Genomic DNA, 19,315 nt, shown 5'->3' on the forward strand with positions numbered 1-19,315 from the left:
TAAAGAATAAAGTACAGAGCAGCTAGGAATGAAATTAATAAAAAGGACGAAATACAGGTGGGATGAAGGGTTGGTGAAGAGCGGTGAGTGTGCTGGCATATGATTTGGGTGCTGGAAGCGGGAGAGCATTGCTGGGTCATCTGAATGATCGGGGAATGGAAACGATGGAGATCCATCGGTTCAAGAATGAACCGGTAAAAGTGGGTGAGCGGCTGCACTGGGATATATTGAGGCTGCACCATGAATTGCTGGAAGGGCTGAACCTTGTTAAACAAAAGGGAGAGCAGCCTGAAAGTCTGGGGATTGATTCCTGGGCGGTTGATTTTGGACTGCTTGGAAGTCATGGTGAGTTGTTGGGTAATCCTTATCATTACCGTGATACACAATTTAACGGCATGATGGATCAGGTGCGTAAGGAATTGACCTCTCAGCGAATTTTCGAACGCACAGGCATCCAGTTTCTTGGCTTTAACACACTGTATCAGTTGGCAACACTTAAGCGAAAAGGCTCCCCACTGCTTAACGAAGCGGAGCGTTTCCTCATGATCCCCGATCTGCTTCGTTACTTTCTGACCGGTGAAGCGGTGAATGAGTTTACCAACGCTACCACAACACAGCTATACAATCCAACTACAGGGCATTGGGACAGTGAGCTGCTTGCACATATCGGTATTTCGGAGACGCTGTTTGGCGAAGTGGTCATGCCAGGTACTCGAGTGGGGCAGCTGCGCAGCAGCATTTGCAGTGATCTTGGCCTATCTGCCATTCCGGTTATTGCAGTTGCAGAGCATGACACAGGTTCGGCCGTCGTGGCAGTTCCGGCAACAGAGCGTTCATTTGCCTACCTGAGCTGCGGAACCTGGTCACTTATGGGTACGGAGATTGATCACCCCGCCATCAGTTCCGAGAGTTTGGCACTCAACTTTACGAACGAGGGTGGGGCAGGTGGCACGTTCCGTTTGCTCAAGAACATCATGGGCCTGTGGATTTTGCAGGAATGCATGCGTGAATGGGAACGGAAGGGGCAGGGGATCAGCTATGCGGAGTTACTGAGCAGGGCGGAACTTGCTCCTCCATTTGCGAGTCTGTTTGATCCCGATGATGATCGGTTTATGCCGGCAGGGGATATGACCTCTCGTATACAACAATATTGCCGTGATACAGGGCAGGCTGAGCCGCAAGATCAGGGGGCTATTGCCCGTTCCATTCTGGAGAGCCTTGCACTGAAGTATCGGAGAGTGCTGGAATGGACAGAACAACTGTCCAGACAGTCTTTTAATGGATTGCATATGGTCGGTGGTGGCATTCAGAATCGCCTGTTATGTCAGTGGACAGCCAATTCCATTGGCAAACCGGTATGGGCGGGGCCAGCAGAAGGTAGTGCGATCGGGAACATGGCTGTACAGTGGATCGCAAGTGGAGCCTTTAAAGATATATGGGAAGCCCGCAAGGTCATTCGCGATTCATTCCCAGTTTCCGATTATGAGCCAAAGGACAGACCAATCTGGGAAGAGGCCTACGGTAGATTCCTAAGGTTGACGGCTTCGCCCAAATCACAAGCTGGGAGCGAGGTGTAACATGCTGGCAGCAGAGCGCTATGACCGGATTGTGGAGATGGTTAATGTTAAGGGCAGCATGCGTGTCTCCGAGCTTAGTGAGCACTGCCGGGTAACAGAAGAGACCATTCGGCGAGATCTGGACCGGCTGGAGCAAGCAGGGCGACTGCGTCGTTCCCATGGCGGAGCTGTTAGCGTGAAGGAAGAGCAGCCGGAGATCCCTTACCGGGTAAGGGAAACAACACATGCTGAGGAAAAGAAAAGAATTGCCCAGTCGGCTCTATCCATGATTCGTCCGGGTGATCGAATTCTACTGGATGCCAGCACAACAGCAGGGTATATGGCGGCCAATATGCCGGATATGCCACTGACCGTATTGACCAACTCCATACAGGTAGCCACCGAACTGAGCAGCAGGGACAAGATTGAAGTCATCTCGACGGGAGGCCAGTTGGCCCAACGATCTCTGTCTTTTGTTGGACCGCTCGCCGAACGTTCTCTGGAGACATATCATGTCGATAAATTGTTTCTGTCTTGTAAAGGTGTGCATCTGGAAGGCGGCGGAATCAGTGAATCCAATGAGCTTCAGGCACGGTTGAAGCAGAAAATGGTCGGTATATCCGACCAGGTCATTTTGCTTGCAGATACGAGCAAGTTTGGGGTTCGTGCATTTGCCCGGGTAACCGGGTTAAATGCGGTTCATGCGGTGATCACGGATCAGTCGCTTGATGAAGATGTGATAGAACGACTGAACAGCTATGATATCTCAATCACAACGGTATAAAACAATACGATATTCGATACGTATATGCGTTATAACAACAATTCATCAGTTATAGGAGCGTGTAATTATGAAGGTCTCCTTATTCATTACCTGCCTCAGCGATGCCATATATCCCCGTGTGGGGGAGGCGATGGTGAGATTGCTCGCCGCTCACGGCGTTCGGTTGGATTTCCCGCCCGTGCAGACCTGCTGCGGTCAGCCTTCCTACAACAGCGGGTATTGGGATGAGACACGGGTAGCCGCCAAAACGATTATGGAAGCCTTTGATGACAGTGATTTTGTCGTCTGTCCTTCGGGCTCCTGTACGTACATGATTCATCATTATCCAGAGCTGTTTGTCGATGAACCTGTATGGCTGGAGAAGGCTAAACGTTTGGAAGCCAAAGCCTACGAATTCACACAGTTTCTCGTTCAGGTGCTTGGCATCACCGATTTGGGTGCACATTTTCCGCACAAGGTTACATATCATCCCTCCTGTCATGGCAGCCGTTTGTTAGGCGTAAAGGATGAGCCTATGGCATTACTTTCGGCAGTAAAAGGTTTGGAATTTGTCCCCCTTCCTTACGGAGAGGACTGCTGCGGCTTTGGTGGTACCTTTGCCATCAAAATGCCGGATATATCTGGTGCCATGGTCACAGAAAAGGTAGATCACATCAAAGAGACGGAAGCCGAAGTATTGGTAGGACTGGATATGGCCTGTCTGATGAATATCGCAGGTAATCTGCGGTATCGGAATGAACCAGTACGTGTGATGCATTTGGCCGAACTGCTGTACGAGGGGGTGCAAACAGGATGAGTCAACCCGGCGTAATGGATGTTACCGTCAAAGAACGTGCAGAACTGGCTTTGAATGATGATTTCCTGCGGAAAGCCGTCAAGTTTACGACAGAGCGATTGCGTAATGGCAAGAAGTCTGCATCGGAAGAACATGGCAACTGGGAAGAATGGCGTGAACGTGGACGTCAGATTCGTCTGCATACGATCGCACATCTGGATTATTACCTTAATGAATTCGTCAATAATGCACGCGCCAATGGGGTTCATATTCATTTTGCCGATACTTCGGCAGAGGCAGCGGCGATTGCACTGGATATTGCGGCCCACAAGCAGGCTTCCACCGTGGTGAAATCCAAGTCGATGGTGTCCGAAGAAGTGCATCTCAATCATGTTTTGGAGTCCGCAGGTATTGAAGCGATAGAGACCGATCTGGGTGAATACATCATTCAATTAGCGGGTGAAGCTCCATCTCATATCGTCATTCCGGCTATTCACAAAAACCGTTACCAGATTGCGGACCTGTTATCCAAGGAAGCGGGAGAAATTCTGGAACCGGACACCACCGTACTTGCCGGATTTGTACGCAAAAAGCTGCGGGAGAAATTTCTTGAAGCCGATATTGGCATGACTGGCTGCAATTTTGCCATTGCGGAGACAGGTTCCATGGTCCTATTTGAAAATGAAGGCAATGCCCGCATGGTATCCACCGTGCCAAAAACACAGATTACCTTAATGGGCATGGAGCGTATCATTCCATCCTGGACGGATCTCGAGGTGATGGCGACCCTTCTGCCACGCTCCGCGACAGGTCAAAAATTGACGATGTATATGTCAGGCATAACCGGTCCTCGTCGAACAGAAGATGGGGACGGACCAGATGAAATGCACATTATTATCGTGGATAATGGACGTTCACTCCAGTTGGGTGATCCCGAATTCCAGGAGCTGTTGAACTGTATTCGCTGCGGGGCCTGTCTGAACGCTTGTCCGGTATATCGTCATATCGGCGGGCATGCCTATGGTGGAACCTACAGCGGACCGATCGGAGCGGTGCTGACACCTGCACTCAATGGCAATATTGATGAATGGAACGACATTGCGGGTGCTTCCAGTCTGTGCGGAGCCTGTTATGAAGCCTGTCCGGTCAAAATTCCGCTGCATGATATGCTCGTATATTTACGCAGACGCAAGGTGGAAGAGGGTCATGGCAACAAACTTGAGAGTGTTGGCATGAAAGGTTTTGCAGCGGTTGTATCCAATTCCAAACGATTCGGAGCGGCTATACGTCTCGGACAGATTGGTCAGAAAGCCGTTGTGCGTAATAACGGAATTTCACTTAAACTTGGGCCCCTCAAGGGCTGGAACAGCTATCGGGTTGCGCCAAGCCTCGCGAAGCGTTCCTTCCGGCAGCAGTGGAACAAGCTGGATCAGGAGCTGAATCAGGAGAAGAAAGAGATGGATTCTTCCGTTCGGGACCGAATGGAACAGATTCTGCGTGAGCGCGAGGGGGGCGGTGGTCAACATGAACACTGAACATCAGGAATGGCTGGAGCAATTGGAGAAGAAGTCCCGTGCGAAGCAGGAACACTTTATGAATGATATTGCGTCCAAATTGAGAAGACCACGGCAGACACATGCTCCGACTCAACCTTTTCGCGGTGCACCCGCATTCTGGACGGATCTGGATTGGGACATAGATAAGCGCATACAGGCATTTACCGATAATTTTGTGAGTGTAGGTGCTCATATTGCGCGGGTAAGAGACATTGGCGAAGCCTCGGATTTCATCGCTAACAAATCTCATGAATTAAGCGCGAAATATATCATACGTCAGAATGAACAGGCGCTGACCGAACTTGGATTGGAAGAGCAACTCCCCGATGTGCAGATTTCTGTATGGAACAGCCAAGCAGAGGAGAACTGGAAGGCACGGGCAGCCGAGGCAGATATCGGTGTAGTCATGGCGGATTATGCAACAGCATATACGGGTTCCGTCACGGTGCTTTCTTCGCCAGAAAAGGGACGCTCAGTGAGTCTATTGCCCACCGTACTCATCATTATTATTCCGATTGAACGGCTCTACACCAGGCTCGGTGAAACGCTTGATCGCTTCGATGAAGCGGGAAGAGAGAATCTTCCCGCAGGCATTCATTTTATATCCGGTCCCAGTCGTTCTTCCGATATTGAAAATGATTTGACGATTGGGGTACATGGACCGGGGATTGTCTATGGTCTTATTATGGGGTAACACCATTCGAAATGCTTCACCTCACGAATGACTGTCCAAAAGCAGCCTTTTTGTCTGCGAAGGGCAGTTTTTTCTATGTCTAGTATGTCCAATATGAAAAGGATAATGAGCCATCTAATCATATGGCAGCAGATAAGATATTTTATAGATAAAGGCTATTAATATTATAATTATTATATATTTAACCTATCAAGAGAAGCGGCGTATAATCCATTTCAAGAGAGGGTTCATGTGAGACCCGACCAAGGAGGCGTTATGAATGAGCATATTTTCTTATCAGGTTCCATTTATGGATGGACACGCGGGTGATTTATCTGTTTATGAGGGGAAGGTGCTGCTTATTGTGAATACAGCCAGCAAGTGCAGTTACTCTCGACAATTTACGGAGCTTCAGCACCTGTATGAGCAGTATCGTGATCAAGGGCTGGAGATCCTGGCGTTTCCCTGTGATCAATTTAATCACAAGGAGCCGGGCAGCAGTGATGAGATAGCTCAGTATTGCAGGAATCATTTTCATATATCCTTTCCGATTTTTGAGAAGATCGAGGTTACCGGACAATCCATACACCCTGTGTTTCGCGATCTGGTCGAAGCTGCCCCATTTGAAGGTTATGATATGGAGTCGGAAGAAGGTCGGTGGATGGATCAATTCGTCAAGGAGAAACATCCCGATTTATACCGGGGAGACGGGATCAAATGGAATTTCACCAAATTTCTGATTGATCGAACCGGGGAAGTGAGTGGCCGCTATGAGACTACAGTTGCACCGATAGCGATGGAGTCCGCGATTCGGGATTTGCTGAGACAGGCCTAGTTTGAGTTTGAGCGAACTGTGTATCTTCAAAATTCTAGTGTTCGTTCAGAGCTAAATATTTTTTATATTAATGGACCAAAGGGAATTTTACTCATGCCAATTCGGATGGATACCCATTGGTCCTACGACTTTGAGACTGTTGAAGATTAGGACTGGAAATGTTAGGGTAAAAGAGAGATAACGAAGGAACCCATTTTTTTTATTCTAAAATGACCAATATACTATTTCGGTCAATTGGTTCCGGAATGATTTTTAGGTTATCTGGATGAAATATGAAAATTTGCAGAAAATGAAGGCATGTCTGTTGATCTGAAGTCTTAATTGAACGAAGGTATTATTTAGTTGAACGTATTACTTGGAAGAGGAGTGAGTATTATGGCGCAAATTTCAGTTCCCCAACCTAAAACTTTTGGCCCTTTAGGAAACTTACCACAGTTAAATACCGATGAGCCTGTACAATCCCTGGTGAAACTCGCTGAAGAGTATGGACCCATTTTTAGAATGGAGTATCCTGGACGAAGTGAGTTGTATATATCAGGTCACGAACTGGTAGCCGAGGTAAGCGACGAATCCAAATTCGATAAACGTGTATGGGCACCGCTGGAGAAGGTTCGTGCATTTGCCGGGGATGGCCTGTTTACGAGCTGGACACAAGAACCTAATTGGAAAAAAGCTCACAATGTGCTGCTGCCTAGCTTCAGCCAGCGTGCGATGCAGGGGTATCACAATAAAATGATCGATCTCGCTGTACAGCTCGTGCAGAAGTGGTCCAGATTGAACCCGGACGAGACGGTTAACGTACCCGATGATATGACTCGTCTCACCCTGGATACGATTGGACTGTGTGGGTTCAACTATCGATTTAACAGCTTTTATCGGGAAGAGCCCCATCCTTTCATTACCAGCATGGTGCGGGCATTGGACGAATCGATGAGTTCTTTGCAGCGTTTGCGTCTACAAGACAAGCTGATGATCACCAAGAAGAAACAGTTTGAGCAGGATATTCGTTCGATGTTCTCTCTGGTGGATCATATTATTGCGGAGCGCAAGGAGCAGCCCCAGGAAGGGGCAGACGATCTGTTATCCCATATGCTTAGCGGGAAAGACCCGGAAACCGGGGAAACGCTGGACGATGAAAATATCCGTTACCAGATCATCACCTTCCTGATTGCTGGACATGAGACGACGAGTGGCTTGTTGTCCTTTGCCATCTATTATTTAATGAAAAATCCAGATACACTCGCCAAGGCTCAAGCTGAAGCAGATCAGATTCTGAAAGATCCGGTCCCGACATACAATCAGGTTCGCAATCTGAAATATGTTCGCATGGTTTTGAATGAAGCATTGCGGTTGTGGCCTACGGCTCCGGCATTCTCCTTATACGCGAAGAAAGATATCGTTCTGGACGGTAAATATCCTTTGCAAAAAGGGGATAGTGTCAGTGTGCTCATTCCCAAGCTGCACCGGGACCGCGATGCGTGGGGTGACGATGTGGAGGCATTCCGTCCGGAACGGTTTGAAGATCCGAGCAAGGTGCCACATGATGCCTATAAACCTTTTGGTAATGGTCAGCGGGCCTGCATTGGTCAGCAGTTTGCCCTTCAGGAAGCAACACTTGTGCTGGGCATGGTTTTGAAGCATTTTGATTTCATCGATCATGCAGACTATCAGTTGAAAGTGAAAGAAACGCTGACGCTCAAACCCGATAACTTCACGATCCGTGTTCGTGCACGCGGGGGTCAACCAGTCATGGCTGTTCCGGGTGTTGCCGTGGAGGAACCAACTCCGGTGGTCAAACGACAAGAGCCGGATACGGCAAATGCCCATCATACCCCAATGCTCGTCCTGTATGGCTCCAATCTCGGGACCGCGGAAGGCATTGCGCGTGAAATCGCAGATACCGCAAGATACCAAGGTTTCCGCAGCGAGGTTGCTACTCTGGATGATCGTGTTGGCAAACTGCCCAAGGAAGGCGTCGTCATCATTGTGAGTGCATCCTACAATGGTCAGCCACCAAGCAATGCCAAAGACTTCGTCGAGTGGATTGAACATGCGGATGCAGGGGAATTCCAAGGGGTTCGATTCTCTGTTCTCGGATGTGGGGATCACAACTGGGCCAGCACGTACCAGCGTATCCCGCGATTGATTGATGAGCAGTTATCTTCCAAAGGAGCAGAACGGTTATCACCGATCGGAGAAAGTGATGCCAGCGGGGACTTTGAGAAACAGGTTGGAGACTGGACCGAGCAACTATGGCCGGATCTGGCACGAACTCTGGGCCTCAAGTTGAACACTAGCTCAGGTAGTGAGCGCAGCTCCTTGTCTGTACAGTTTGTCAGCGGACTGGCAGTAACGCCGCTCGCGGATACGTATGATGCACATGTTGCTGAACTCCTTGAGAATCGGGAACTTCACGATGCGGGCAGTGAACGAAGCACACGTCATCTGGAGATTAAACTGCCTGAAGGCGCAACGTATAAGGAAGGCGATCACCTGGGCATTTTACCGCAAAACCCGCCTGAGCTCGTAGAACGAGTACTGAAACGATATGGATTCACAGGCACGGAACATCTGGTTCTGGATGCCTCCGGTCGCAGCGCCGCTCATCTGCCATTGCACCAACCGGTTAATTTGGTCGATCTGCTCAGTCACAGTGTGGAACTTCAGGAAGCGGCAACTCGGGCCCAACTGAGGGAACTCGCGGCGTACACGGTATGTCCACCGCATAAGAAGGAGCTCGAAGCACTTCTTGATGAGTCTGTATACATGGAAGAAGTACGTAAGAAACGGATATCCATGCTGGATTATTTGGTAAAATACGAAGCATGTGAACTGCCTTTTGAACGGTTTTTGGAACTGCTGCCTTCCCTGAAAGCCCGATATTATTCAATCTCCAGTTCACCACGAGTGCAGCCTGAGCAGGCCAGCATAACCGTCAGCGTAGTTCGTGCTCCGGCGTGGAGCGGTCAGGGAGAATATAAAGGCATAGCGTCCAACTATTTGGCGAACCTGAAGCCGGGTGAAGAGGTAGTCATGTTCATACGCACGCCCGAGTCCGGGTTCGAACTGCCGGAAAATGCAGAGGCCCCAATCATTATGGTTGGTCCGGGGACGGGTGTGGCTCCATTCCGCGGTTTCCTGCAGGCAAGACGTGTATTGAAGGAACAAGGTCAGCAGGTGGGTGAGGCCCATCTGTATTTTGGATGTCGCAACCCTGAACATGACTATTTGTATAAAAATGAACTCGAAACAGCCGAGCAAGAGGGTCTTGTCCAGCTTCATACCGCATTCTCCCGTGTGGACGGGGAAGAGAAATGTTACGTGCAGCATCTAATGAGAGATGATGCCCACAAGCTGATTCCGCTGCTCGAACAGGGTGGACATCTGTATGTTTGCGGCGATGGCAGCAAGATGGCACCTGATGTTGAAGCAACACTCAAGAAAGCGTACGCTGATGTCAGCGGCAACTCCACGGAGCAAGCCGATGCGTGGTTAGAACGTTTGCAGCAGGAAGGTCGTTATGCCAAAGATGTGTGGACAGGTATCTGAGTGATACGTTCCTGATTTCAATCATTGATAGGCATCTACGCGGTGAGACACAGAAGGGTCCTGTGCTCACCGCTTTTTGCTATGGCACAATATCCGAGCAGACTAATGCACCTATGAGTTATACTAGGGAAGAGAAATATGCATATCATGACATGGGATAGATCCAGGGTATGGATCGTTCTTCTAATCAAGATTGCAAGTACAGACAGATATGAATTCAGCGAAGTCTGGCCTCATTATTTCTTCTTTTTATTCGTTGGGCGATAGATCGATTCGACCTGAGTTAGCGGAAAGAGAATACGTGAGGAGAATTTACCCTTTCCCTGCAGCTCAATGTAATCCAGTCCAACACCAACAAGTCGGATATTGTTAAATGCATTCCGGGATGGAAATACCGTGCGGATGCCTACCCGTATGCCTCGCCGTGCTCGTGGTACATCAAATACACGAATGGAAAACAAGCTGAGTGGAATAAATAACTGCCGATTAACTTTGATGAAATTGCGCGGATATACTTTTCTAATTATTCCAGGTTCCAGACCAGACAATGGAGCATTCAGTTCTGCCAGATGTCCCTGGAACTCGGCCAGACGCTGCTGAAGTGTTTTTCCTGTATGAAGTTGGTGCCAATTCATAAGCAATCCTCCGTTCGCCATTTATACCTACTATATGAATGGACGAGGGCAAGAGGTGAGCGAAATGGCGCCCATGTTACTCATGATAAGGTACAACTTAAGATATAGGGAGTGATTCAGATGGACGTGGAAATGTATAAAGACCTCATTCGCGATGAACGTGGCAACTATTATATCGCGGTACAGATGGAGGGTAATGAACTTACGCTTGTTAACGCATTTGTTGAAGCATCGTTTACACCGGAACTGATCTATAATGAAGAATTTCGGAATAAACATAAAGAGATGGAAGGCGGCTTTGTAGGCAAAATCGCAATGGACCTTCTCCGACATGATGTGGTCATGGGTTTGAAACAAATGGACAGAAAGCTGCTGGAGCTGTCGGATGTTGAACAGAAGTACACGGTGAACTATATAGATACGATTGAGTTCTATCGCCACCCTGCGTGGGAGCGGAAAGCATAAACGGAAAATTTATTTTCGTGGATAGTTCATCAGGATATCAAATCGGAAAAGCGCAAGTACAGGGGAGCTACCCTTGCCACTTGCGCTTTTGGTGTTGCAACTATTCATCGGAAATGGCTTTGTTAATGTTTCTGTGGAGAGCACACTACTTACTTCAACGCACTAGCAATAAGAAGGAAAGATGATGCCGATATCCCGTTCTGTTTTCAAGTTTCCCTCAATATATCGCTGGAGTTCATTTCCTTTGATTCGAAACGGAATGCATTTTCCTCGATAGATCAGTTCACCTTCAATCGTGCGCACGCTCATACCGATGACACCTTCCAAATGTCCACTACGATCCGTAATGAATCGAATTCCTGCTGGCCCTTCCATAAGAGCCTTACCATCCTGATATACCGTTACTCGTTCTGGTGTGTTCACCAATTCAAAATGCAGTCCATTCACCGTGCGGCTATACGCTGTATGACCAGCGACTTCTTCGCCATGATCCATGTCGATGGGGAGAAGACCGGTAAACCACAGTTGGTCCGATCCAACCGGCATAATGCCGCATAACCGTTCCACATAATCAAGCAGGCAAAGAATGGAGGGGGAGTAGGTTTCGGTAAAACCCTCCTCCCCGGTCCATGGGCTTAAAGCCTGCGCAAAGCGAGTTGCTTTGGAGAGGGACGACAGGATGGGTTGCAGCACCCAGGTCAATTCCACATAGCGATGGTGATATTCAAATGCATGGGGTGAACGGATCAGACTCAGGAAGTTGGATGCTCCACCCCAGCTGTTATAAGAGGAGAACGGATCGAACCGTGGATCATCCATCGACATGGAGGTAAACGGGTATTTGGCAAAAAACTTGCTTGTGTTCAGCAAATACCGGCGCAGCATGTTATCAAACAATTCACGGTCGCCCACCTCGCACGCCATCACGCGCAGCAGCACATCGGACTGTATCCTGACGAATTCGTCATTGCGATCCCGGTCGTAGAAGAACATATCCTCTTCGTCGTAACAGTAGCGGAAGAGACTTTCGAGACTGGCTTCAGCTTTTTCTTTCCATTCACCACCAGACTCTCCAAGTTCCTCAGCCATTCGGGATAAATACATGCGCTGACAATATATATTGGCGGTCAAGTCTGGTGCCAAAAAAGGCAGGACTGGAGAGTCCGGATGGTAGGACGCAGCATCATTCATATATGGTGTATCCGGAACGTGCCAGAACCGCGGGGACAGATCATGCCCGGTATCAAAGGTGCTAAATGCCTCCACACAGCCGGTCCTTCGGGTATCGCGATACGTTGCAATCCATTCGTCGTATTGTACCATGGCCTTGTACATGGTCTTCAGGAAGGATCGGTTCTTTCCATGAAGCTGGTAGTGGTTCCATACGCTTCGCGCCAAGGGTGTAACGAGCTGAATCTGGCGAAAGGATGGGCCGTTCTCCGTTAGCTTATAAGGCAGCAATCCGTCTTCTCTTTGGTGTCGGGCAAAAGCAAGATAGGTCGTTTCCGATACAGAAGGAATCAGACGTGACAGCAGCTCCGCATTAATGGTGCCCGTACTCTCCAGCCAGCAACCCAGATAGATGCCACCTTCCTGAAGAATGGGCTCACTGCCGTTCAAGGGCACAATGCAAGTCAGTAACTTCTCCAAAGCGGAATAATAAGTCGCTTCCAATCGTCCGCCGGATGCCGCGAATCGAACACCCGACGCCTGCCATTCCTGTATTAACTTTTGATCTTCCGGTTTACCTGGCTGCACATGATCGTGGATCGAGATCTGCCGCAGCTTGTTTAGCAGGGCTTCTGTCATGTTGACCTCCTTGAAGCGGTTAATTACTGATTGGATTCAAAAATTCTTACGGTGCCATTATAAAAGTCAGTCACGGCTTGCTCCACACTTTTTCGGCCGAAGCCGATTTCCTGGTTGGTTGTCTGGGCCAGCTTGGAGAATTCAGCGAATCCCGGAGGATTATAACTCACGTCAAAAGGCTCCGTTTTCGTAGCTTCAGATACAAAGCTGGTGTAATTATATACAATCTCTTCAACAGGTCCCGCTTCTTGCTGAAGCAGATTGCGGTTGGCTTCCGTAACGGGCACGCCGCGGTCGTTGCCGAGAATTTTGGCTGCGTCCGGATCATTAATCCAGAAATCCATCAGGATGGCGACTTCTTTTGCATGTTTGGTATTTGCATACCCGGACAACCCCTGACTGGATTCAAATACAACCCCAGTTCCTTTTGGCCCCCGTGGTACAGGCAAAAGAATTAACTTATCTTCCGTGAGGCTCTGGAAAGCAGCCAGTTGATTCGAAGGAAGCAGGCTCATCGCCGCCTTGCCCGTAATAAGCAAGGATTTACTCGTATCATCCGGTGGATTGGAAACCTGCAATTCAGACGTGACCACACCTCCGGATTTGGAAGCCTGCTCCCAGTAAATGAACCATTCCAAAATGTCTTCTTTTGCAAATCCGAGCGTGCCGTTCTTCATATCATATAGCTGTTTGCCGCGTTGTTTCAAAAAGATGTCCATACCATCAACCGTGAAATTATAGGTTCCATAAAAGCCCTTGCCGAGCTTGTCGGACAGCTCCTTGCTGATTGCAGCATAATCTTCCCAAGTCCAATCCGAAGCTGGCAAAGGGATTCCCGCTTGATCGAACAGCGCCTGATTGACGACAATGCCCCGTGCATTCGCACCCGCGGAAATATGCTGCAACTTCCCATCAAGACGCCCGTAGTCAACCATGCTGGCATCCATGCCATCCAGATTCAGTTCACTACCGACATAAGGGTCCAGGTTCAAAAGCACATCCTTCTTGGCATAGTCAACCACATTACCTCCAAGGAAGAAAATATCCGGTGCTGTGCCTGATGCCAACTGAGTATTCAACTTGTCGAAATATCCGGAGGAAGGCGCAAATTCACCTACAATTTTAATATTCGGATGTTTCTCCTGAAAAACCTTCAGGGCTTCATTCGTAATATCTGCCCGTTTTTGATCGCCCCACCACATCATGCGCAATTCGACTTGCCCGTCTTCAGCTGTCTTCGTTTCTGTCTGCTCATCAGCGCCGGTATGATCCGTTCCAGAGCAGGCAGTTACCAATAACAGGAGTGAAGCTATAACAGTGATCATTAATCGTTTGAACATGAGAAATCCCCCTGACGATAGATAATGAAAAACATAATATCTGTTGTACACGTATTGCGTCTGGACAGGTATTTTCGTAATTTCGTAATCACTTCAGCCCAGTCGTTGCAATCCCCTCTAGAAAATAACGCTGAAATACCAGAAAGATAATGGTCACAGGCAGCAGAGACAGCGTGGACATGGCGAGCAGTGCGCCCCAATCCGATTGTCCCGATGGATCGAATAACGACCGAATCCCAAGCTGTACGGTAAACAGATCAATTTTGCTCAGGTAGATCATCTGACTAAAGAAGTCATCCCAGCTCCAGATGAAGGTGAAGATCGCTGTTGTGATCAGGGCAGGAACGAGAAGAGGCACCACGATTTTGAAAAAAATCTGCGATTGCCCGCAACCGTCAATGGTTGCACTCTCGTCCAGCTCCCGTGGAATACCACGGATGAATTGAACCATGAGCAGAATGAAGAAGGAATCCTGCGCCAGCCACTTGGGCAGAATGAGCGGGAAATACGTATTAATCCAATGCAGCTCGTTATACAGAATGTACTGAGGTACCAGAGTTACATGGTAAGGAAGCATGATTGTGACCAGCATAATGCTGAACCACAAGCCTTTGAACTTGAACTTCAATCTGGAAAAAGCGTAGGCTGCAAGGGAACAAGAAATCACATTTCCCAGCACACTCATGACCGAGATCAGCGCCGAGTTGCCGAAGAAACGGCCAAACGACACCCCTTGCAATCCTTTCCAGCCATTCACAAAATGATCGAGAGTAAAGCTGGTTGGAATCAGGCTGCTACTCGTGAAGATGAGATGATTCGGTTTAAATGAACTGAGAATTAACCATAACACCGGATACAACATCAGCAGACCGAAGAGGATAATGGCGGCATGCCTCCCGGCTTGAACCAAACGTCGCTTTAGTGGCATGTGACTATCTCCCTTCCTGATTATCGCCGTAGAACACCCAGAACTTCGAGGTGAGAAAGACGATTGCGGTGAATACCCCGATAATGACCAGCATGATCCACGCCAGGGCCGAAGCATAACCCATATCAAAGAACGAGAAGCCTTTCAGATACAGGTACAAGGTATAGAACATTGTGGCGTCGAGCGGGCCTCCGCGTCCATCCCCGATCACATAAGCGGGTGTAAAGGCTTGAAACGAATGGATCATGCTCATGATCAGGTTGAAAAAAATAACAGGCGAGAGCATCGGAAGTGTGATGCCGAAGAATTGGCGTACCTTTCCGGCCCCGTCGACGTCCGAAGCTTCATATAAATCGGCTGGAATTTGCTTTAGGCCAGCCAGGAAAATAACCATGGCCGAACCGAACTGCCATACAGAGAGTGTGACGATCGTATAGACCACATAATCGGGATGGGCAATCCAGGCGGGTCCGGTGATTCCGAACCAACTCAGAAACTGATTGACCAAACCATTTCCTTCGAAAATCTGACGCCAGACGATCGCAATAGCGACGCTGCCTCCCAATAGGGAAGGGATGTAATACACGGTTCGGTATAAGCCGAGACCCCGAATCCCTTTGTTCAGTGCCATCGCTACAAGCAGGGCGAAGGCAAGCCTGAGCGGAACGGATAGAAATACATAATAAAACGTTAGCCCCAAAGATCTGCGAAAGGTATCGTCTTCGGTAAAAATCTGGACATAGTTGCTGAGCCCCGTCCACGTGGGTGATGATAACAAATTAAATTTCGTCATGGACAGGTAGAGCGACGCAACCATCGGTCCGAGTGTCAGACAGAAAAGTCCGATGAGCCAGGGCAGCAGAAACAAATAGGCAGTCATATTCTGCTGGCCGTATAACGGCTTGGACAGCTTTCTCATCATAGGCCTCCCTTCAGGGTTGGATGTGAATTCGTGATCACCGCTGTTGAATCCGCTTACAATGTTTGCAGTGATTCTCTTGGTAAATTCATCATACCGGGGAGGAGGAGAAGCCGGAATCTCATTTCTTCGGATCATGATTATCAATTTTTTCGGAGTGCATCAAACGATAATCTGAAGGACTTATGTTGAACTTTTTTTTGAATTTTGAACTGAAATAGCTTGGAGAACGGAAGCCTGTCAGCTCTGTAACATCCCAGACGGTTAGTTGGGTTTCCCTCAGTAAACGTATGGCATGTTTCATTCGCACCTCGGTTACATATTGAATAAAAGAGATGCCGGCAGCTTCTTTGAATATCTCTGAAAAATAGGTAGAGTTGTAGTTATATTGCTCAGCTAACGAAGTTAATGTCAGTTCCAGCATGTAATTTTCCTCGATATATCGTTTGGCCGATTCAATAACCGTCTCTTCTCCAACCTCGGATGGCTGCTGTTGATTCACAAAATCTTCCGCCCAATGCATCAGCAGCAGTTCTGCCTGGTCTGGAGTTTTTAGCCAAAGCACCCATTCCGGGGAAATCCACGAGGATTCCTGTTCGAACAATAATGAAATTTGAAAAAGGCTTCGGATCATATGGGAAGTGGATATCCGAAATGAGTCAGCAAGCTCCTTTTGAATCACGCTGCGGAAGGAATCCAGCTCTCCACGAATGAGGCAACGATGCAGCATGCGACTGGTTTCCTCAGGCAGTAATGGACTATGATCTACTTCGGGTACACGGTCCTGTGCACCTTTGCGTCCAGCAGAGTTCCAAGCCAATAGGGAATGAATATATCCTTCTTTCCAGCGCTCAAACCCAGACACGGACAATCCCAATCCAACTTGTACATCCATCGTTAAGACAGAGCGGGTCTGTGCTGTGATCTGCTGAGCAAATTCGTGCTGAATACCTTCCAATGTAATGAAATGCATAATACCGGGGTGGGCTCCGTCATGGAACACTTGTACATTATCTGGATAAGACTGGGCTATTTCGTGACAAAGCAGCTCAAAGGGAAGGTGAAGCGTTTCGGGAATACGTTCCCCTGAGGCAGTCTGCATACCGGAGTTTCGCATGCCAGCGGTGATGAAACAGACGCTGTGATCCTGCCAGGATACCAGATGAAACAGCCGCATCCGCTCTGGCAGTGAAGAAGGTGAGAGGCGATGACCCCTAACAAGATCAAGCAGGAAACGTTGCTTCATTTCTTTGTAATACTGGGAGAGACGCCATTGCATCATTTCGGAATCGCCATGCAGCTGTTTCTTTTTATCCAACTCATCTTTGATTTTATTTAAAGTGGTTTTCAGTTCATCCCGGGTTACAGGCTTCAGCAAATAGTCCATGGCCTGGCTGCGCACACCTGCTCTGGCATAGTGGAAATCTTCATATCCAGTGATGATCATAATCTGAATGGAAGGATTAAGGCTTCGGCAAATGTCCAGCAATTGGACGCCATCCATTACAGGCATGTTCATGTCTGTAATTAACAAGTCAAAATGTTCAGCTTTCAAAAGCTCCTCCGCTTCGATGCCGTTTGCCGCTTCACCTGAAATGACAAAACCCAAGTCTTGCCAGTTCACTTTCAATTTTAGTCCTTCGCGAACCTCGATCTCGTCATCTGCGATCAATACGTTGTACATCATATTCCTCCTGTGCGGGTAGAATCAGTTCAATAGACGTGCCGTTATGCTCTCCGTTCTCGATCTGAATGTTAAACAGACTTCCGTAATGCAAGCGGCAGCGTGCAACTACATTACCGAGCCCAATGTGCCAGCTTTGGCTTCGCAATAGGGGTTCCAGCTGAGATGTTTCAACAGGATCATGAATTTTCTGAATGATTTCGGCTGGAATCCCGGGCCCATTGTCTGAAATGTTGAAATGCAGGTGGTTATTCCGTCTGGAGATCCGGATGTGTACCTCTGCCGTCGTCTGATGCTGGAAGCTGTATTTGACGGCATTCTCAATAAGCGGCTGAAGAATAAATTTGATGATGACCAGAGAATTCAGCCTGCCTTCCTGTGTCAGAGTAATATCCAGCTTATGACCGAAACGGGTTTGCAGAATGGAGATATAGTGGCGGATATAAGCCAGTTCCTCTGCAAGCTGTACCCTGTCGTCACTTGTATTCATGGAGAATCGCATCATTTTGCCCAGATCCTCTATGACCCGAACTGTATCATCCGTTCGGCGCTGCATGGCGAGACTGCTCACCAGTTCCAGCGTGTTAAACATAAAATGGGGATTCATCTGCATGAGCAGCGCTTTATACTCAGCTTGCTGGCGGAGCAGCTTCAGCTCGAATTCGTTCTGGATGTGCTGTCGCAATCGGCTGATCATGTAGCGGAAAGTGGAGATGACATAACTGACTTCGCTTTTTACATTTTTGTCCGGAGGCAGAAGGGACTCTGCTTGATCGAATGCGCCGCGCTGTACCTGTCTCATGGCCAATACCAGTCGTGTTAAAGGTTTGGTGACGCCATAAGAGAGCCAGGCAGCGGCAAACAAAGAGACGAGAATGAGAACAATGGTGACCACCAGAATGGTACTCTGAAGTTTGTGAAGAGAAGAATATAGCTCTTTTTCCGGTGCCAGACCCGCCAGCATCCAGCCCGTACGCCCCAGCTTTTTGTATACCAGAATGTCACGCTGTCCTTCATCATTGTTCAGGTAGACCACACCCGATTTGAGCGAGTTGTTCCGGATTTGATCGATTTCTGCTAAAGCTTCGGCACCAAGCTGATTGGCCTGTTGGGAAAGAATAGGGCTTCCTTGTTCGCCCAGCAGAAAAATAGTGCTGCTTTCGGCCAGATGGATTCGGTTAAGCGGTTCCAGAAAGTAAGATTCGTTGACGTTAATTTTCATCACATTTTGGGCTGTAGCATGGTGAAAGGTCCCAATGGGCATCAGCAGGCTAATTACAGGGTTGCCGTGATCTCTTATGTTTTCATGTTGATCGGTATGTGCAGGCAGCCAGTGATTCCCTGAGATAAAGAAACTTTTGTACCATAATTCTTGCAAGAAGAGAGGGTCGGTCGTTACTTGATTTTCACTGCCAATCCTCAGCCCGTTTCGTCGATAGATGGATACATCGGAGATACTGGTGTAGCTGTTCGTAGCCTGGGTCAGAAAACGGCTCATCGCCAGATTGACAAGCATCTTTTCCCCTTCAGGAAGGTTGGGGTCACTCATCGCGTTATCCCAGTTCTTGGCGGTATCGCTGTTGAAAACAAGAGAGGCTGCATCATAGATTTGCATCTGAACCATATCGACATAGGAGCCGTATTCCTCCATCTTCTCAAGAGCAGAGGATTCAATGTAAGAGCGAATCACAGTACGTGATTCCTTAAAGAGTAGGAAGGAGAGTGTACCAAAACAGAGAACGAAGAGCACAACGATAAAGGCGATCAGGCGGCTTTTTAATGAGAAAAACATGGGTTCCTCCTTAAG

At 48.4% G+C, this 19,315-nt stretch carries 15 protein-coding genes; 8 read left to right on the top strand and 7 right to left on the bottom strand.

Annotated features, from left to right (window positions below; genetic code table 11):
* Nucleotides 1–83: 83 nt before the first annotated feature.
* The 7 genes from MKY42_RS13220 to MKY42_RS13250 all read left to right on the top strand — a co-directional run bounded on the left by MKY42_RS13220 (nt 84) and on the right by MKY42_RS13250 (nt 9,728).
* Nucleotides 84–1,577, top strand: coding sequence for a rhamnulokinase family protein (locus tag MKY42_RS13220; RefSeq protein WP_339851594.1), 1,494 nt, complete (start codon nt 84–86; stop codon nt 1,575–1,577).
* A 1-nt stretch (nt 1,578) separates the two neighbouring features.
* On the top strand, nt 1,579–2,340 hold the full coding sequence (locus MKY42_RS13225) for a DeoR/GlpR family DNA-binding transcription regulator (RefSeq protein WP_090896585.1): 762 nt from the start codon (nt 1,579–1,581) through the stop codon (nt 2,338–2,340).
* A 67-nt stretch (nt 2,341–2,407) separates the two neighbouring features.
* Nucleotides 2,408–3,136, top strand: a complete 729-nt coding sequence (locus MKY42_RS13230; RefSeq protein ID WP_090896589.1) for a (Fe-S)-binding protein — start codon at nt 2,408–2,410, stop codon at nt 3,134–3,136.
* Nucleotides 3,133–4,650 carry a LutB/LldF family L-lactate oxidation iron-sulfur protein gene (locus MKY42_RS13235; protein WP_090896592.1) on the top strand — a complete coding sequence of 506 codons (1,518 nt, stop codon included), beginning with the start codon at nt 3,133–3,135 and terminating at the stop codon, nt 4,648–4,650. Before MKY42_RS13230 ends, MKY42_RS13235 begins: the two co-directional genes overlap by 4 nt.
* The gene (locus MKY42_RS13240) at nt 4,640–5,365 is read left to right on the top strand and encodes an LUD domain-containing protein (RefSeq protein ID WP_090896596.1); all 726 of its coding nucleotides are present in this window, start codon (nt 4,640–4,642) and stop codon (nt 5,363–5,365) included. Before MKY42_RS13235 ends, MKY42_RS13240 begins: the two co-directional genes overlap by 11 nt.
* Before the next feature lie 259 nt (nt 5,366–5,624).
* The gene (locus tag MKY42_RS13245) at nt 5,625–6,179 is read left to right on the top strand and encodes a glutathione peroxidase (protein WP_179265082.1); all 555 of its coding nucleotides are present in this window, start codon (nt 5,625–5,627) and stop codon (nt 6,177–6,179) included.
* Nucleotides 6,180–6,554: 375 nt separating this feature from the next.
* Nucleotides 6,555–9,728 carry a bifunctional cytochrome P450/NADPH--P450 reductase gene (locus MKY42_RS13250; protein ID WP_339851602.1) on the top strand — a complete coding sequence of 1,058 codons (3,174 nt, stop codon included), beginning with the start codon at nt 6,555–6,557 and terminating at the stop codon, nt 9,726–9,728.
* Between the two features lie 236 nt (nt 9,729–9,964).
* On the opposite strand, the gene MKY42_RS13255 is transcribed toward MKY42_RS13250, so the two are convergent.
* A complete protein-coding gene (locus MKY42_RS13255) occupies nt 9,965–10,363 on the bottom strand; it encodes a hypothetical protein (RefSeq protein ID WP_090896607.1) in 399 nt (132 codons plus the stop codon).
* 120 nt (nt 10,364–10,483) lie between these two features.
* Between MKY42_RS13255 and MKY42_RS13260 the strand changes: the two genes are divergently transcribed.
* Entirely contained in the window at nt 10,484–10,828 is a 345-nt protein-coding gene (locus MKY42_RS13260) for a hypothetical protein (RefSeq protein ID WP_076289685.1), read from the top strand.
* Nucleotides 10,829–10,990: 162 nt separating this feature from the next.
* On the opposite strand, the gene MKY42_RS13265 is transcribed toward MKY42_RS13260, so the two are convergent.
* The 6 genes from MKY42_RS13265 to MKY42_RS13290 all read right to left on the bottom strand — a co-directional run bounded on the left by MKY42_RS13265 (nt 10,991) and on the right by MKY42_RS13290 (nt 19,300).
* Entirely contained in the window at nt 10,991–12,637 is a 1,647-nt protein-coding gene (locus MKY42_RS13265; protein ID WP_179265081.1) for a hypothetical protein, read from the bottom strand.
* A 23-nt stretch (nt 12,638–12,660) separates the two neighbouring features.
* Nucleotides 12,661–13,977, bottom strand: coding sequence for an extracellular solute-binding protein (locus tag MKY42_RS13270; protein WP_090896613.1), 1,317 nt, complete (start codon nt 13,975–13,977; stop codon nt 12,661–12,663).
* Nucleotides 13,978–14,065: 88 nt separating this feature from the next.
* Entirely contained in the window at nt 14,066–14,905 is an 840-nt protein-coding gene (locus MKY42_RS13275) for a carbohydrate ABC transporter permease (RefSeq protein ID WP_179265080.1), read from the bottom strand.
* 4 nt (nt 14,906–14,909) lie between these two features.
* Entirely contained in the window at nt 14,910–15,824 is a 915-nt protein-coding gene (locus MKY42_RS13280) for a sugar ABC transporter permease (RefSeq protein WP_090896620.1), read from the bottom strand.
* A 121-nt stretch (nt 15,825–15,945) separates the two neighbouring features.
* Nucleotides 15,946–17,511 (bottom strand): response regulator, encoded by a 1,566-nt coding sequence (locus tag MKY42_RS13285; RefSeq protein ID WP_339851609.1) that lies wholly within the window; start codon nt 17,509–17,511, stop codon nt 15,946–15,948.
* Nucleotides 17,483–19,300 carry a histidine kinase gene (locus MKY42_RS13290; protein ID WP_339851611.1) on the bottom strand — a complete coding sequence of 606 codons (1,818 nt, stop codon included), beginning with the start codon at nt 19,298–19,300 and terminating at the stop codon, nt 17,483–17,485. The genes MKY42_RS13285 and MKY42_RS13290 overlap by 29 nt, the downstream gene beginning before the upstream one ends.
* Nucleotides 19,301–19,315 lie beyond the last annotated feature (15 nt).

Origin of the sequence: Paenibacillus sp. FSL W7-1088 (genome assembly GCF_037969855.1) — a bacterium.
In the GTDB taxonomy this organism is placed as follows: Bacteria; Bacillota; Bacilli; order Paenibacillales; family Paenibacillaceae; genus Paenibacillus.

Coding starts and splice junctions, on each gene's coding strand:
- MKY42_RS13225 (WP_090896585.1), top strand. CDS start 1,579: ATGCTGGCAGCAGAGCGCTATGACCGGATTGTGGAGATGGTTAATGTT.
- MKY42_RS13230 (WP_090896589.1), top strand. CDS start 2,408: ATGAAGGTCTCCTTATTCATTACCTGCCTCAGCGATGCCATATATCCC.
- MKY42_RS13235 (WP_090896592.1), top strand. CDS start 3,133: ATGAGTCAACCCGGCGTAATGGATGTTACCGTCAAAGAACGTGCAGAA.
- MKY42_RS13240 (WP_090896596.1), top strand. CDS start 4,640: ATGAACACTGAACATCAGGAATGGCTGGAGCAATTGGAGAAGAAGTCC.
- MKY42_RS13245 (WP_179265082.1), top strand. CDS start 5,625: ATGAGCATATTTTCTTATCAGGTTCCATTTATGGATGGACACGCGGGT.
- MKY42_RS13250 (WP_339851602.1), top strand. CDS start 6,555: ATGGCGCAAATTTCAGTTCCCCAACCTAAAACTTTTGGCCCTTTAGGA.
- MKY42_RS13255 (WP_090896607.1), bottom strand. CDS start 10,363: ATGAATTGGCACCAACTTCATACAGGAAAAACACTTCAGCAGCGTCTG.
- MKY42_RS13260 (WP_076289685.1), top strand. CDS start 10,484: ATGGACGTGGAAATGTATAAAGACCTCATTCGCGATGAACGTGGCAAC.
- MKY42_RS13265 (WP_179265081.1), bottom strand. CDS start 12,637: ATGACAGAAGCCCTGCTAAACAAGCTGCGGCAGATCTCGATCCACGAT.
- MKY42_RS13270 (WP_090896613.1), bottom strand. CDS start 13,977: ATGTTCAAACGATTAATGATCACTGTTATAGCTTCACTCCTGTTATTG.
- MKY42_RS13275 (WP_179265080.1), bottom strand. CDS start 14,905: ATGCCACTAAAGCGACGTTTGGTTCAAGCCGGGAGGCATGCCGCCATT.
- MKY42_RS13280 (WP_090896620.1), bottom strand. CDS start 15,824: ATGAGAAAGCTGTCCAAGCCGTTATACGGCCAGCAGAATATGACTGCC.
- MKY42_RS13285 (WP_339851609.1), bottom strand. CDS start 17,511: ATGATGTACAACGTATTGATCGCAGATGACGAGATCGAGGTTCGCGAA.
- MKY42_RS13290 (WP_339851611.1), bottom strand. CDS start 19,300: ATGTTTTTCTCATTAAAAAGCCGCCTGATCGCCTTTATCGTTGTGCTC.